Raw genomic sequence first — 15,520 nt, forward strand, 5'->3', positions numbered from 1 at the left:
ACTCTCTCATTTTGTTCTCGATACAATTTTTGATTCCATTGCATTCCATCAAAAACCACTCGAACTGACATACTAGATACAATTTCTTTTCCGCTGCTCTCCAAAGAAATCACTCGAACTGACAGAGATATAAAAATTGTACACCTTTGTCAGTTCGAGTGGTTTTTGATGGAATGCAATGGAATCAAAAATTGTATCGAGAACAAAATGAGAGAGTTACACTGCATTTCCTCTAACAGTAAGTGCCTAAAAAAAAGATTAAAACACTTTACATTTCAATGCCTCAAAAACTTCCTTGTCTAATTGTTCTCTTACACTTGGATGAGCGATTTCTATGAGTGCTTTTGCTCTTTTCTTTAAATTTTTACCATAAAGCTCGGCAACTCCATATTCTGTAACAATATAATGAACATGTGCCCTTGTGGTAACTACACTGGCTCCTGGTTTTAAGGTTCCCACTATCCTACTAATTCCCTTATTGGTAATAGAAGGAAGTGCAATAATGGGTTTTCCGCCCTCAGAGAGCGAAGCTCCACGGATAAAATCCATCTGTCCACCCACTCCAGAATATTGACGGTAACCAATGGAATCTGCACATACTTGTCCGAAAATATCTACTTCAATAGCCGAATTGATAGCCGTAGCTTTTGGATTCATCCTAATGATTCGTGTGTCATTGGTATAAGCAGAATCATATAGATTTACAATGGGGTTATCATCAATAAAATCATATATCTTTTTTGTTCCTAATACAAATCCAGAGATAATTTTTCCAGGATCTGTTACTTTTTCAGAACCGTTAATGACTCCTTTTTCTACCAAGGGGATAATTCCATCAGAAAACATCTCTGTGTGAATCCCTAAGTTCTTATGATTTCCAAGGTTGGATAATACGGCATTTGGAATCGAACCAATTCCAAGTTGTAAACAAGCTCCGTCATCTATAAGTCCTGCAATATGTTTCCCAATTTTCTCATCTACCTCAGTAGGTGCAGGATTGTTGTGTTCATAAACAGGTTCATCTACCCACACTTTAGCATGAATACGATCCACATGAATCACTCCATTCCCTATTGTTCTAGGCATTTGCGGGTTTATTTGAGCAATGACAATATCGGCAGTATCAATGGCTGCATTGGAGATATCTACAGATACACCCAAAGAACAATAACCTTTTTTATTAGGAGGAGAAACCGTAACCATAGCAACATTTAGTTTCATTCTTCCAGATCTAAAAAGACTTGGGATTTCTTGTAAAAATAAAGGAATATAATGTGCTTTTCCTTGGTTTACATAAGGTCGTAAATTTCCGCCCACGAAAAAAGCATTTACATCAAAAGCATCAGGGTATTTGGGATCAAAAAATGGTAGAGGACCTTCTGTATGTGCTCCCACAATTTCTACATTTTTAAGCTCAGCCTTTCGATCTCCAAGGGCTTTCACCAAAAGTTGGGGCGTAGCGGCAGCTGTATGAATAAACACCCGATCTCCTGATTGGACGAGTTTTACCGCTTCATCGGCTGTGGTATATTGAATATCAAACATGATACTTTGTTTTAAACTTTGGAAAACAAGTATTTGAAACCCTTGCTTCCATTTGATTACTAAAATTTCGGCAAATTTACGTCCAAAAATACAGCTAATAACTACTAAAAATCAGTTATAATAGTGACTTATGTTGGATAATTTTAATCTACTTTTCCCTTAAAAAAAATCTAGATTGATAATTTTTAAATTTTTCGATCCTTATACTTTTTCATTTTCAGTTTTCAAGAAAAGGCCGAAAAAAAAATCAGCGCTGTAGTTATTTTTCAAATGGTCTTAAATCTTATATTTGTAGAAAAATAATCAACCGATGCTTTTATTAATAATTTATGCCATTGCGGCAATTCTTTTTTCTTTCCTTTGTTCTATTTGGGAGGCCGTACTCCTCAGTATTTCCCCATCATATATCCAACATCAAAAGGGAACTTCAATAGGGAAAAGTTTAGATAAATTCAAGGAGAATATAGATAAACCACTTTCTGCCATTCTTACCTTAAATACTATTGCGCATACTGTAGGAGCTATTTTAGTGGGAGCACAAGCTGCTCATGTTTTCAATGGTGAAGTTTATCTTGGAGTAAGTGGTGAATTGATTGTTTCGGTAATCATGACTTTAGGTATTTTAATTTTATCAGAAATTATTCCTAAAACCATCGGAGCAAGTTATTGGCAAAAATTGGCTCCGTTTACTGTTAAGAGTATTAATATTTTACTTGTTATTCTAGCTCCACTTATTTGGGTAACACAATTATTTACGTCTAGGTTTAAGGGTGGACATGGATCTGTACTTAGTAGAGCAGATTTCCTTGCTATGAAAGACTTGGCTCATCAAACGGGGAAAATAAACAAAAACGAATCTAAAGTTATTAGCAATATGCTAAAACTAAAAGATATGCAAGTTACCCATGTGATGACCCCCGCTACAATAGTCGTTTCGGCACATCCAGATAAAGTAATTGAAGAATTTTATAATGAGAATAGCCCCATAAAATTTTCAAGAATCCCTGTGTGGGACAAAGAGCAAAATGACATTATAGGGATGGTATTAAAAGATGATCTTTTAGAAACGTTGGCTTTAGGTAAGATCGATCTAAAAATGAAAGATATTGCTAAAAAAATTCACTTTGTAAATCATACTTCCAATTTAGAATCTGTTCTTAATCATTTGGTAGAAAACAATATCCATATGGCACTTGTTACAGATGAATTTGGAAATATTGTAGGATTAGTAAGCTTAGAAGACTTGTTAGAAACCATTTTGGGAATTGAAATTACTGATGAAACAGATAGCACCTCAGATCTTCAAGCACTTGCAAGAAAAAAATGGGAAAAACGAGCTAAAAGCTTGGGCATTCTAAAGGATTTACCAGAAAATTCTGAAGAAGAATAAGTCTTATCAAAAACAATCGATTACAACTAACTTCTAATCCTTTTTTGTATTGATATTAAGGATTTAAAAAAGCAAAATCTCCAATGATTCTTACGAATATTGGAGATTTTGCTTTTTTACAAATTTATACCGATTACTTCCTACAATTATTCACTTATTTATTACGTCATAACTGATTTTTAGCAATGGTATAATATTTCTACACCGTTATTTAGAAAACTAGAAAGTGACAGAAAAATAGAGTTCTGCTCCTCCTCTTAGATAATCATGAACTCTGAATGTAGTAATATAAGGTGCTACTCCTATCATTATATGGTTTTTGTGAGTTCTATTCAAAATATATCCGAAGTGCCCTCTTAATCCAAAACCACTATTCTCATCGTATTCAAAATTATAAGCAGTAAAATTTGAATTTTGTTTTACTACTTTTCTTCTTCTAATATCCATACCTGTATAAGAAACACCAGCACCCCAATACCAAGAATTGTTTAAGGAGCTTAATGTTTTGTAGTAATTCAATGAGAATTGTCTCATACTTATATTATCTCCAAAGAAATTCATAAAATTAACATCCATAAGATAATTTCCACCATCAACACCGTAGCTAAATCCTATTCCAGAAGAGAAATGATTAAAATCTTTATCGTCTTTAGAATCCACAAAGGTATTTGCGGCACCTAAACGCACTCCAAATCCTCTATTTCCAGATCGTTTTCTCAATGGTTGTGCTTCATCTTCTGTTACTGAATATATGTCATTGACTCTTTTAACACCTGAAAGCTCAGAAACTGCTTCGTCTAATTTTTCATCAATATTATTAGATCCAAGAGATTTTACAGTCACTTCTCTTACCAATTTATTGGTCTCTGTTTTAAACAAAACGTAAGAAAGATAGTAGGTGTTCCCTATTGCATTTACCTCCGAAACGATATAATATGGAATCTTCTTTTCTTGAGCTTTTGCTCTAATTTTCTCCTTTGTCAGAGGAACAATTTGATCTTCAAAAACGATCGTATATTTATTCAATTCTTTCATTTTTAGAGAAAAAATCTTTGAAATAGAACGCTTGGTAGAATGATCCAATCCATCACCAGAAGCTGTGGTGAGATAAGCCTTTTCTTGAGCGAAGGACATGAATACCCCAAGCAAAAGAAAAGTAGAAAGCAAATACTTTTTCATATTTTAATTTAATTAATAGTTTATGTAAAAATACAGTGTTCTTTTGTAGAAAAGAACCTGAATCTATTAACTTTAAGTTAAAAGTTAAGACTTAACCTAAAAGATACCCCATAAGAGAACATTCCACCATCTGCCAAAGCATTTGATTCATAATATGGTGATGCCAAGAAAAGCATAGTATGTCTATTTGTTCTAACCAAAGTATATCCTATATGTCCTTTTAGTCCAAGTCCGTATTCTGTACGCCATTTTACTTCATAAGAATAATAATCATTAGCTTTATATCCCGTTTGAGCAGCAAAAATTCCCACACCATATAAGAAACTTTTTTTATTATGTTTTACAGGAAAAAGAAAATTTGCACCACCATTGATATATTGAAAATACTTACTCCTCTGAATTCCAAGATTAAAATCATAAATAATTTTCTCACGATCACGTACATAATTTAGACCAAGACCTAAGAGACCATGACCTTCACTTCTGTTTCTAAAATGACGATAATTACCCCCTATCCAAAAACCTAAGCCAGAGTTAGATAATCCAATAGATCCACTCTTGTTTATAGAAAATACTTTTTGACCTAAGCTATTCAAATTTGGTTTTAGCTCCTTCCCGCTCTGTGTTTTAACCCGATGACTTTTAATCATTTTTTCGGATTCCGTTTCATACAAAGTCAGCGTAATCGATAAAGTTTCCTTTTTTGAACTTATATGAGCAAATGCAAAATAAGGGATTTCTTTTTTTATTGCAATTTTGTTAATCTGACTTTTATTTTCTAGATCTACAGGTTCAAAAATAATATTCACATGATTCTTTTCACTAAATTCGGTAGCATAATATTTCGCTACTTTGTTTTTTACTTCATCCTTAGCATTACCTTTTGCAATAAGCATCAAAACATTTTCTTGAGCATGTGCTAGCATGACCGTTACTAGGAAAATTGTACTAAAAAATATGCTTTTCATTATATTTATTTTAAAATTCAATACCAAAAGTATCGAAAATCATTTATAGATGATTCTTTTATGAAAAATTAGCATTCTTCCGCTAATAGACTCCCATTTTTTTGATTAATTTGGCTTCAAAGAAAATTATATCATCAAATGAAAAGAATACTATTAAATCTTTTACTCATTGCGGGTTTATCCATGAGTTTTAGTTCATGTGGAACATATAATTCCATGGTTCAAAATCAAGAATCTGCCACTTCACAGTGGGCAAATGTAGAAAGTGCATACCAAAGAAGAAGTGATTTGATCCCAAACCTTGTAAATACGGTAAAAGGATATGCCGAACACGAAAAATCTACGCTCACAGAAGTGATTGAAGCAAGAGCCAAGGCAACAAAAGTAACGGTAGATCCATCAAATATTACCCCAGAAGCGATGCAGAAATTTCAAGCTGCACAAACGGGTTTAAGTGGTGCTTTATCAAAATTATTGGTTTCCGTAGAGCGTTATCCAGACCTCAAGGCGAATCAAAACTTTATGGCACTTCAAACGCAACTAGAAGGAACAGAAAACAGAATTAATGTAGAAAGAAATCGTTTTAATGAAACGGTGAAAACCTACAATATGTCTATCAAAACGTTTCCTAACAATATGATGGCAGGAATGTTTGGTTTTTCGGAAATGACCTATTACAAAGCCGATGCAGGAAGTGAAAAAGCCCCTGAAGTTAAATTTTAATCTGAACGATGTCTAAAGTAGATGATTTTTTAACAAAACAAGAGGAAGACAAAATTGTTAGCGCTATTCAAAAAGCTGAAAAAAACACGAGTGGAGAAATAAAAGTTCATATCGAAAACTACAATATTGATAAAAAACCTTTTACACGTGCAGAAGAAGTTTTTATAGAACTAAAAATACATCAGACAGAATCTCAAAATGGGGTTCTGTTTTATGTTGATGTCCATCATAAAGCATTTGTGGTTCTTGGCGATCAAGGAATTGATAAAAAAGTTTCCGATAATTTTTGGGAAAGCACCAAAGATATCGTTTTGAGTCATTTTAAAAATCAAGATTTTTGTACAGGTTTGTGCAAAGGAATTGAAGAGGCGGGTTTCCAACTTCAAAAGTATTTCCCCTACCAAAGTGACGATCGCAATGAACTCTCTGATGAAATTTCAAAAAACTAAATGAAAAAACAACTAAAGATCTTTTTGGGTTTCTTACTCCTTTTCCTGCTATCAGGAATTGCAAAGGCTCAGTTTAGCATTCCCGAGAAGCCCAAATTTCAAACCAGTGTATATGACTATGCAAAGATTTTGAACCAAAATGAGGCGAAAAATCTTGAGCGCAAACTTATCAGCTATAGTGATACCACTACTACCCAAATTGTATTTGTAAGTATTGCTAATCTACAAGGAGAATATATAGGAACCTTGGCAGCAGAATGGGCACACAAATGGGGAATAGGACAAGCTGACAAAGACAATGGTATTTTGATTTTGATGGCAAAAGAGGATCGAAAAATCTTTATTGCCACAGGATACGGTGTAGAACATCTATTGACCGATGCTGGTACCAAAGAAATAATAGAAAATGAAATTATACCCGAGTTTAAAAAAGGAAAATTTTCCCAAGGATTAAACCGTGGTGCCGATGCTATTTTCTACACACTAAGAGGAGAATATAAAGGAAAAAGAATTTCCAAAAAACAAAATGACTCCCTCTCTCCTGTTGCCATACTTCTGATTATTTTTATCATATTCATCATTATCGTTGTCATTTCTAAAAAAGGCGGTGGAGGAAAAGGTGGGCATAGATCTCGTAGAGATACCATTTTTGATACCATGATCCTCACAAGTGGCGGAAGCTTTGGAGGAGGATCTTCTGGAGGAAGTTTCGGCGGAGGAGGCTTTGGCGGTGGCTTTGGTGGCGGAGGCTTTGGCGGTGGTGGAGCTGGAGGAAGTTGGTAAACACATACACACTCTCTAAGTCAAAATGCTCTTCTGTATCTCAAAAATAATCTATACAAGCTTCATTGGCAATATGAATCAGCTCAATCAAATTTTCCTTATATTGCAGTTTATTGAATTTAAAAGATTGATTTATGAATACTGAAGCTCAACACCAACAAGAAACTTGGTTTGGACACCCAAAAGGACTTTTTGTTCTATTTTTTACAGAAATGTGGGAACGCTTTTCCTATTATGGAATGCGAGCCATATTGGTACTATACCTAATAGCTACCACAGCTGGAGACAATCCTGGTTTAGGGTGGTTAGAAAAAGATGCCTTGGCACTTTACGGAACTTATACCATGTTGGTTTATGTAGCTTCTATCCCCGGTGGTATTATTGCTGATAAATGGCTTGGACAAAAAAAATCGGTCCTTATTGGAGGTCTAACCCTATGCTTGGGACATGGAATTTTGGCAGTTGAAGAACTTTGGGCATTTTACACCGGTCTAGGACTCATCATTGCAGGAGTAGGACTATTGAAACCCAATATCTCCACGATGGTTGGAGGATTATATAAAAAAGGAGATTTACGAAGAGATAAAGGTTTTACTATATTTTATATAGGAATAAATCTCGGAGCTTTTCTAGCCTCAATAACCGTAGGTTATGTGGGAGAAAACTACGGATGGCACTATGGTTTTGGTCTTGCAGGAATAGGAATGTTGTTAGGACAAATAGTCTATATGGTGGGACAACCACACCTAAAAACCGTAGGAAACTACCTAAAAGCAAAGGGAATCTCAAAAGAAGAAAAAGAAAAACTCAATAAACCACTTACCAAAATTGAAAAAGACCGAATCGTCGTTCTTCTTCTATCATTTCTAATCGTAATCGTTTTCTGGGGAGCCTTTGAGCAAGCGGGAGGACTTATGAATATTTATACCGCTCAGAAAACCGACAGAATCTTATTCGGAATGCAAGTCCCTGCCTCATGGTTTCAGTCGCTGAATGCATTGTTTATTATCATCTTTGGAACTACCATTGCCGGATTTTGGGCAAAAAGAAAACTCAAAGGAAAAGAGTCATCTTCTTTGTTTAAAATGGCAATAGGAACCATTATCATGGGAACAGGATTTCTTTTTATGACTGCCGCAGCTGCAGAATATGAATCTACTGGTCAAAGTGCCATGTATTGGTTGGTTTTAGCTTACCTTTTCCATACCATAGGAGAATTATCTGCTTCACCAGTTGCCCTTTCTTTTATCACCAAACTTTCACCCGCCAAATATGCCTCAATCATGATGGGAGTCTATTTTGCCATGACTGGTTTCGGGAATAAACTAGCGGGACTATTAGGAGAATCAGCATCAGACCTTGGAGAATATACCATCTTCACAGGAATCGCAATCTTCTGTATCATTTTCGGACTTCTCATCCGTGTTTTCCTCAAGAAATTGAAAGCACTCACACACGGTGCCGAAGACCATGAAAAAGAACTAGCATAAAAATCTATTTTCAATATTTACCAAAAGACGGCTATTTTTAGTCGTCTTTTTCTTTTGAGCTATTTCCCGCTTTCGGCTCAATCTTTTTCTTTTTCTAAGGAAAAAGAAAAAGGATACCGCCTCTATCGGGGCTAGAAATATTGTAAAGAAAATATAACAAATACTAAGAACAATAGTTCTATTTTACTCCTTCTTAAAAATGTTTTATGTACCTTAGTCTTATGATATTCAAAAATATAAATAGAACTTCTAAATTCACCTCCAAAACCTGTATTTACTGGTGTTTTTGTGTTTTTGATTATGACAGAAAAAGTATAAACGTATAGGGCGTATAAATGCACCTATGTTATACAAGGGTGTGTTTATATGGTTGTTGTACACCATTCAAAAAACACTCAAATAAAACTAATTTAAAATTGGGCCAATGGCAAAAGAAGTAACGACAGCAAAACAAAGTTCGGGGGCTGGATTCCTATTTGAAGACAAAGTGTTTTCATGGTTTGCTGTTGCTTTTTTAGCTCAACGTTTTCCCCTTTCTAATATCTTCGCTAGAATTAGTAGGATTGTATTTCAAGCAAGAGCTGAAGGTTGGTTACTGGATGATTTGGTTTTAACCATGAAAACTGAATCTAATGATACTTTTAGTATTCCTACTTCTGTAAAAAGTAACGTTCAATTTACAGGAAATGGGCCAAATGCTGAATTATTATCTGACTTATGGGAACAATATCTAAATGAAGAATCAACAGTTTTTGATAGACAGAATGACTATTTGTGTGTTGTAAACTCACCATTGAGTTCAAGTTTATCTACTGACATAAATAAGCTTATTAAAGCAGCACAATCATCTACTTCTGATATTCTAGAAGCAAGAATTCTACAAGGGAAAAGCGGGAGTTTTTCTGAAAGTCAGGTCAAACTGGTTCATGGATTTAGATGTCCTTCAGCATTAGCAACAAAGCATAACATTGAAGATAAAGAAGTTTGGGCACTATTAAGCAGAGTTATCCTATTGGAGTTCGATTTCGAATATGCCACATCAAGGGATGAGCTTCAATTAAAGCTGTATTGCAAAAATTGTTTATCCGAAGCTGATGACAGCCAGGCAGATCTTTTATATACTAAGTTGTGCGAAACAAGAAGTGAGCTAGCTGCAAATGAAGGTGCGTTTATCAATTATGAAACTCTCATTAGTCGCTTACGACCTCATTTTAAATTAAAAGGTATTCCGCAACATGAAGACGATTGGGAAAAGATAATCACATATTCTTCTACTAAATGTGATAGTATACAAGATCAAATCGGAGGGCGAATTAAACTAGAACGAGAGAAGGAGTTAACCGATTTTAAGGAAACTATTAAAGAAGGTAGTTTCTCTTTCTTGCTGGGCAAGTCAGGTTATGGTAAATCAGTTCTACTTAAACATTTTTTTCAAGAGCTCTCAGCAAATAAAATTAAAGCAATCTGGATAGATTCGGATATTACTGATAGTAGGAACTTAAAGGAGTTCTATGGTTTATTATATCCATTTATTGAAGTTATTCAACAAGTCCAAGATCAGGAAGGTTATATCATCATCGATTCGATAGAACGTTTTAGAAAAGAAGAACATTTAAAGCTACTATTCAATATCCTAACTTATATTGATAATAACCAAACTCCCTGGAAAGTAATATTTTCATGCCAAACAGATGATTTTGATGATCTTATAAAAAGGTTTTACAGGGTTAACTTATCCTTTTCAAATAAGGTTTTTTATCTCGATGCAATTGAAAGTGAAAAGCAGATTCTTGTGCAAAAAGAATTCCCTGCTTTAGCAGATTTATTCAAACACAATCATTTAAATACCATATTAAAGAATTTAAAATACTTAGATCTATTAGCATTTAATTTGTCATCAGCAAGTAATATCGAAGTAGGTGAACCCTTTGGTGAATCTGATATTATTGATTTAATCTGGAAGGAAGAAGTTGAAAACCCCAAGTATGATAATGGAGAACAACGCTCTCGTTTTTTACAGCTTATCTCTGAAAATCAAGCCGAAAAGATGACTGTTAATATTCCCCAATCAGACTTTGACATAGCTGAATTAGCACCATTGCCGTCTTTAAAAACAAGTAAGATTCTAAGAGCGATGGATGATAAACTGCTTTTTGAACATGATTTGTTCTCAGACTGGGCAAGGTATAAACTCATTAAAGGCAATAACGAGAATTTTAAATCTTATATCACTTCAAAAAATATTTTATCTCCATTATGGGGCAAATCAATTAGATTATATGGAGTATTCTTATTAGAAAAAAATGGTAATGTAGATGACTGGATAAAAACCTTTTCAGAATTAAATGAGAGTATCCCAAATGAGAAAATCATTCAGGACTTACTGTTAGAATCTATTATTTATTCGAATTCGGCACTTCGTTTTTTAGATCTTCTTTTAGACTTTTTTACTCAAGATGATGGAAAAGTGTTAAGGAGATTTCTAGATCGATTCTTGGTGAAGGCAACTCGTCCAAATCCACAAGTTTTAAAGTTGGCTAAAGAATTAGGAGGATATTCTGAATCTGAAGCATCAACATATCAGAGAATTCCAATTTTTCTTTATTGGCCACCGGTTATAGACTTTGTAAAAAAGAATATTGACATTTTCACTCCCTTAGCCGGAAGCAAAATTGCTGATTTAGCACAAACATGGCTAGATTTTGCACCTAACACTTTTCCTTACCGAAAAGAAGTTTCTTTTTGCGCCTTTAAAAATGCTGAGTGGATATTCAATTTTAAGCTTAATAAAGGATGGGTAAGTGATGGTTTGGACAAAAAAGTTTACAAGTCCATGCTGGCAGGAATTAATGAGCTACCCGAAGAAATACTTGAACTTTGTCTAAAACTATGTAGACGCACAAAATTTCAAAAACCAGAAAAAGAAAAACCCAAAGTTGACGTACCAGAACCCAAGAGCATTTTTGCAGAAGCTGAAATAAGAAAACCTAAACAATGGGAGCATGGCCCTTTCGAGAGAGTAGATGAAGCTTTTTCAGAGACATGTTTATCTACTGATGCCTTATCAAAGTTAGTTACTCAACATCCGGAAAAGGCAAAAGAAATTATATTAGCCTTATTAATAGATCCTCCAAGGCCAATATCATTTGGTTATGATTACAATTATAAATATGATGTTGTCGAGCCAAGAGGTTGGTTTCCGCCATACTATGGTAGAGGACCCCTTCTAAACTTCTTAAGTATCCATCCCTATTCAGGGATAGATACCATAATAAATCTGGTTGATTTTGCCACTTCACAATGGGCTAATGTTGAGACATATAATAAACGTCATGTTCCAACATTAGAAATAGTATTTGAAGAAAAGAAAGTATTTACCGGAGACCATCGCATTTACTTTTGGTATCGATCATCAGGGAATGCACCTCACACTATTTCTTCAGCTTTAATGGCATTAGAAAAGTTTTTAACTAATAGTATTGATGAAGGCAAAGATATTGAGCCCTTTATCGAGCATATATTAAAAAGTGCCAATAGTGTTTGTTTTATAGGCTTACTTAGTTTCATAGGTAAATATCAGTCATCATTACTTTTTGGAATATTGCATCCACTCTTATCTGCTTTTGATTTATACAGATGGGAAATGACCCTTGATTCTGGAGCATCAAATATAGAGGGGCATCAAATGATTGGGACTACCGATTTAGGTGAAAAAGTATGGAATGAAGTCAGGGATTGGAATAACTTAAAATACAGGAAAATTTCCATTACTTCTGCAGGCCTCCAAATATATCTCCAAACAAATCAGTTGAATGATTTTTACAAAAAAACAGTAGAGTTCTGGAAAGGAGAATTACAACAGGATGAAAAGGATGGTGAAATTGATGCGTATAAAAGGAATCTCATTGCTCAATTCAACAAAGAAAACTATCGACTAAAAGAATTTGAAAATCAGAAATTTTTAGAATATGTAGAGCCCAAAGAACTTGAAGAGAAGTTAGTTCCATTGCGAAATACAGATAGTCAATTTTTTGAAAAAACGATAACACCTTTTAGATATTCAAGAGAGATCGAAGAAGGAAAAACGTATACAAAAGATGAGGTTGTCGCTCTTTGGGAAAAAGTCTTTTCAGAAGCTGAAATCCCTCTTTCTCCTGAAAAATATCATCACCTAGCATACGAACTTAGCTCACTATTCGGTGCAATTGCTCTCCTCTATGAACATCAAAACTTATGGCTTGAAGAACATCCAGAATATATAGATTGGACAATTGATTACACAGAAAAAGTTTTGATAAAAGCTCCAAGTAGACTTAATGACCTCTACATGGCAGGAGGGATAGATTCTTGGGACACATTCATAGCAAGGTTTTTACCTGAGTTATGGGCAAAAGATTTAAGAAATAAAAAGATCAGAAAATCACTAGGCTTACTTTGTTTAAAGTCAACTTACGATACTAATGAGGTTTTATTTAGAAATGTTGCTAATGAATTAAATTGGCATCATCAGGACTTTATTCAACTTCAGAATCTAATTATTCAATGGAGTATTGGTGTCTATCGTTTTTTTAAAACACAAAATAAGGAAGAACTTCCACCAGTATATAAAGAGACTATCTTTCAAAAGTTAATCAAACGAATTTTCAAAAAAGAGAAGGATCAGGAGGTATCTTGGATTGATATATATGCTCATAAAATTTTAGAAGAGTTTATTTCTGATAAAACGACAAAGGAGATTGTTAATTGGTCAGAGGAAAGAATGATAACAGCTCATGTAGATCATCACTCGTGGGGCCGTAATAAAGAAAAAGAGAATAACAGGAAAGCTCCTGGATTAGATATGCAAATGTTGCAACATGCATTTTCATCAATTCCAGAGTTATCTGAAGTAAGTGATGATTCAGAATATCAATATCTTCTTTCGTTGTGGGATCAAATAGTAGAACAATTGATCTTCGAAAATGGGAATATTACTCCAAACTGTGAAGTAAATGATGAATACCCAAGAGACTTCAATTTATGGGCTCTTGAACGCATCAGTAAGCTTGTCGTGAGAATCAAAAAAGAGGATGACCCAAGCCGATACTGGAAACCAATATTAAAATATGGAGGTTTTACCCCTTATCAAAATGATGTTTTTTTGCGAGATTTTTTCATATACAATATTGGTGATAAAGAATTACAAAAAAAGTTCTTCGAAGAATGGGAACAAATGGTGGAGTTTTGTACACAATGTGAAAATTGGAAAAAAGGTAATAGCTGGCGCAGAACTGAATATGAACCTTCTTTATATGGAGTTTCTCATTCTTTAATAAGTATCTGGAATGATGATTACGAAGAGTTTTTGGAGCAAGCTTCTGAAAAAATCATCACATGGTTTGCTAAAAACTTTTATAATCATGATTTGATAAGCAGATTGATTCTTTTACTAAGAAAAAAATCTGGAATAGTTCTCTTAACCAAGGGTGTAGCGGTATTGAAAGTATTTGTCCGACATCACACTAAAACGCTTAGTAAGCCAGCTCCTGAAGGCCATGTTCATAGACAATTTGAATATAATGAGAGTCTAGCTCGAACAGCCAGTTACCTTTGGGAGAATCATGGAGAAGCTCTAAAAAGAAATACTGAACTATATGGCAATTTCAAAGAGATTGTAACATATCTAGTTTCGGTACATGAGCCTATTGGTCTTGAATTGCAGAACAGAATCTTAGAGTCTTAATTATAAATGAACAAACAAGTTAAAAATAACGGTGTACAACAAGGTGTATAATGCATACCCTTCGGGATACGCACCATACACAGAACGTTGTGTGTAATGTAAGAAAAACACTAAAATGAAATGAAAAATCCGTAATTTAACCGAATGAAAACAGAAATAATAAAGTCATTATCAAACACATTTGAAGACCATTCTCAAACAACAGAAAATGGTATTGAATTTTGGTTTGCTAGAGATATACAGCATTTACTTGGTTATTCGGAATGGAGGAATTTCCAAAAAGTAATTATTAAAGCAAAAACTTCTTGTGAAGCAACAAATAACGAGATTTTAGACCATTTTGTTGACGTCAACAAAATGGTTAAACTTGGTTCTGGAAGTGAAAGAGAAATAGAAGATATTATGTTAACAAGGTACGCTTGTTATCTAATAGCTCAAAATGGAGACCCAAGAAAAGAACAAATCGCTTTTGCTCAAAATTATTTTGCTATTCAAACACGAAAGTTTGAAGAAATCGAGAAACGAATTAAAGATTGGGAAAGGCTTCAAGCAAGACAAAAATTAACATTATCTGAAAAAGAACTTTCAGAATTAATATATGAACAGACTGGTAATGACAGAAACTTTGGGTTAATTAGAAGTAAAGGTGACCAAGCACTATTTGGAAAAACTACTCAACAAATGAAAAAGAAATTAGGAGTTCCTAAAGGACGAGCACTTGCTGATTTCTTACCAACATTAACAATAAAAGCTAAAGACTTTGCTACAGAAATAACTGTTTTCAATACAAAAGAAAAAGGGCTTTCAACTGAAAGGCAAATTTCAGCTGAACATATTACTAATAACCGTGGAGTCAGAAATATTCTTTTAAAAAGAGGAATAAAACCAGAAGAGTTACCACCTGAAGAGGATGTTAAAAAACTCGAAAGAAGAGTAAACTCTGAATCGAAAAGACTTGGAAAAAATCCTGATAAATTAAACTAAAAACACTACACACAAAATAACTAAGTCTTCGGATTGCTCGCAGAGCAAAATCTGAACTCAGGGTTGACTAAAACCCACGCTGTTGTACCTATTACTTACTAAATATTCAATTAGTTCACTTTGTTCATAATTGACTTTTAGTAATGTATCGGCATTACACCTTTCTTAAAATACACAGAGAAATGGTTTACTTGCGTTTCGAAAAACATTTCAAAACACTATGGGTTTTGCGACAAATAAGTTTAGGCTATACAAATCCATTTTTCAGGACTTAAGAAGGTAAAGAG

Annotated in this window: 10 protein-coding genes; 7 read left to right on the forward strand and 3 right to left on the reverse strand. The window is 34.1% G+C overall.

Annotated features, from left to right (window positions below; translation table 11 throughout):
- Positions 1-258: 258 nt before the first annotated feature.
- Positions 259-1,545 carry a 4-hydroxybutyrate CoA-transferase gene (locus N4A45_07880; protein ID MCT4665136.1) on the reverse strand — a complete coding sequence of 429 codons (1,287 nt, stop codon included), beginning with the start codon at positions 1,543-1,545 and terminating at the stop codon, positions 259-261.
- Between the two features lie 310 nt (positions 1,546-1,855).
- Here N4A45_07880 and N4A45_07885 point away from each other — a divergent pair, with 310 nt between their 5' ends.
- Complete coding sequence (locus N4A45_07885) at positions 1,856-2,935, forward strand: hemolysin family protein (GenBank protein MCT4665137.1); 1,080 nt, start codon at positions 1,856-1,858, stop codon at positions 2,933-2,935.
- A gap of 219 nt (positions 2,936-3,154) precedes the next feature.
- Here N4A45_07885 and N4A45_07890 read toward each other — a convergent pair whose 3' ends face one another.
- Together N4A45_07890 and N4A45_07895 are read right to left on the reverse strand one after the other, a co-directional pair.
- Positions 3,155-4,114, reverse strand: coding sequence for a hypothetical protein (locus tag N4A45_07890; GenBank protein ID MCT4665138.1), 960 nt, complete (start codon positions 4,112-4,114; stop codon positions 3,155-3,157).
- Positions 4,115-4,191: 77 nt separating this feature from the next.
- Complete coding sequence (locus N4A45_07895) at positions 4,192-5,082, reverse strand: hypothetical protein (GenBank protein ID MCT4665139.1); 891 nt, start codon at positions 5,080-5,082, stop codon at positions 4,192-4,194.
- 138 nt (positions 5,083-5,220) lie between these two features.
- On the opposite strand from N4A45_07895, the gene N4A45_07900 reads away from it, so the two are divergent.
- The 6 genes from N4A45_07900 to dinD all read left to right on the forward strand — a co-directional run bounded on the left by N4A45_07900 (position 5,221) and on the right by dinD (position 15,233).
- The gene (locus N4A45_07900; protein ID MCT4665140.1) at positions 5,221-5,805 is read left to right on the forward strand and encodes a LemA family protein; all 585 of its coding nucleotides are present in this window, start codon (positions 5,221-5,223) and stop codon (positions 5,803-5,805) included.
- Between the two features lie 8 nt (positions 5,806-5,813).
- Positions 5,814-6,254 carry a TPM domain-containing protein gene (locus N4A45_07905; protein ID MCT4665141.1) on the forward strand — a complete coding sequence of 147 codons (441 nt, stop codon included), beginning with the start codon at positions 5,814-5,816 and terminating at the stop codon, positions 6,252-6,254.
- Entirely contained in the window at positions 6,255-7,037 is a 783-nt protein-coding gene (locus N4A45_07910; protein ID MCT4665142.1) for a TPM domain-containing protein, read from the forward strand.
- Positions 7,038-7,171: 134 nt separating this feature from the next.
- On the forward strand, positions 7,172-8,527 hold the full coding sequence (locus N4A45_07915; GenBank protein ID MCT4665143.1) for a peptide MFS transporter: 1,356 nt from the start codon (positions 7,172-7,174) through the stop codon (positions 8,525-8,527).
- A 424-nt stretch (positions 8,528-8,951) separates the two neighbouring features.
- Entirely contained in the window at positions 8,952-14,249 is a 5,298-nt protein-coding gene (locus N4A45_07920) for an ATP-binding protein (protein ID MCT4665144.1), read from the forward strand.
- A gap of 144 nt (positions 14,250-14,393) precedes the next feature.
- Positions 14,394-15,233, forward strand: coding sequence for a DNA damage-inducible protein D (dinD, locus tag N4A45_07925; GenBank protein ID MCT4665145.1), 840 nt, complete (start codon positions 14,394-14,396; stop codon positions 15,231-15,233).
- Positions 15,234-15,520 lie beyond the last annotated feature (287 nt).

The organism is Flavobacteriales bacterium, from assembly GCA_025210805.1.
Taxonomy (GTDB): domain Bacteria; phylum Bacteroidota; class Bacteroidia; order Flavobacteriales; family CAJXXR01; genus JAOAQX01.

What these genes read in the sequence shown, in the direction of transcription:
- N4A45_07880 (MCT4665136.1), bottom strand. Translation starts at nt 1,545, where the DNA reads ATGTTTGATATTCAATATACCACAGCCGATGAAGCGGTAAAACTCGTC.
- N4A45_07885 (MCT4665137.1), top strand. Translation starts at nt 1,856, where the DNA reads ATGCTTTTATTAATAATTTATGCCATTGCGGCAATTCTTTTTTCTTTC.
- N4A45_07890 (MCT4665138.1), bottom strand. Translation starts at nt 4,114, where the DNA reads ATGAAAAAGTATTTGCTTTCTACTTTTCTTTTGCTTGGGGTATTCATG.
- N4A45_07895 (MCT4665139.1), bottom strand. Translation starts at nt 5,082, where the DNA reads ATGAAAAGCATATTTTTTAGTACAATTTTCCTAGTAACGGTCATGCTA.
- N4A45_07900 (MCT4665140.1), top strand. Translation starts at nt 5,221, where the DNA reads ATGAAAAGAATACTATTAAATCTTTTACTCATTGCGGGTTTATCCATG.
- N4A45_07905 (MCT4665141.1), top strand. Translation starts at nt 5,814, where the DNA reads ATGTCTAAAGTAGATGATTTTTTAACAAAACAAGAGGAAGACAAAATT.
- N4A45_07910 (MCT4665142.1), top strand. Translation starts at nt 6,255, where the DNA reads ATGAAAAAACAACTAAAGATCTTTTTGGGTTTCTTACTCCTTTTCCTG.
- N4A45_07915 (MCT4665143.1), top strand. Translation starts at nt 7,172, where the DNA reads ATGAATACTGAAGCTCAACACCAACAAGAAACTTGGTTTGGACACCCA.
- N4A45_07920 (MCT4665144.1), top strand. Translation starts at nt 8,952, where the DNA reads ATGGCAAAAGAAGTAACGACAGCAAAACAAAGTTCGGGGGCTGGATTC.
- dinD (MCT4665145.1), top strand. Translation starts at nt 14,394, where the DNA reads ATGAAAACAGAAATAATAAAGTCATTATCAAACACATTTGAAGACCAT.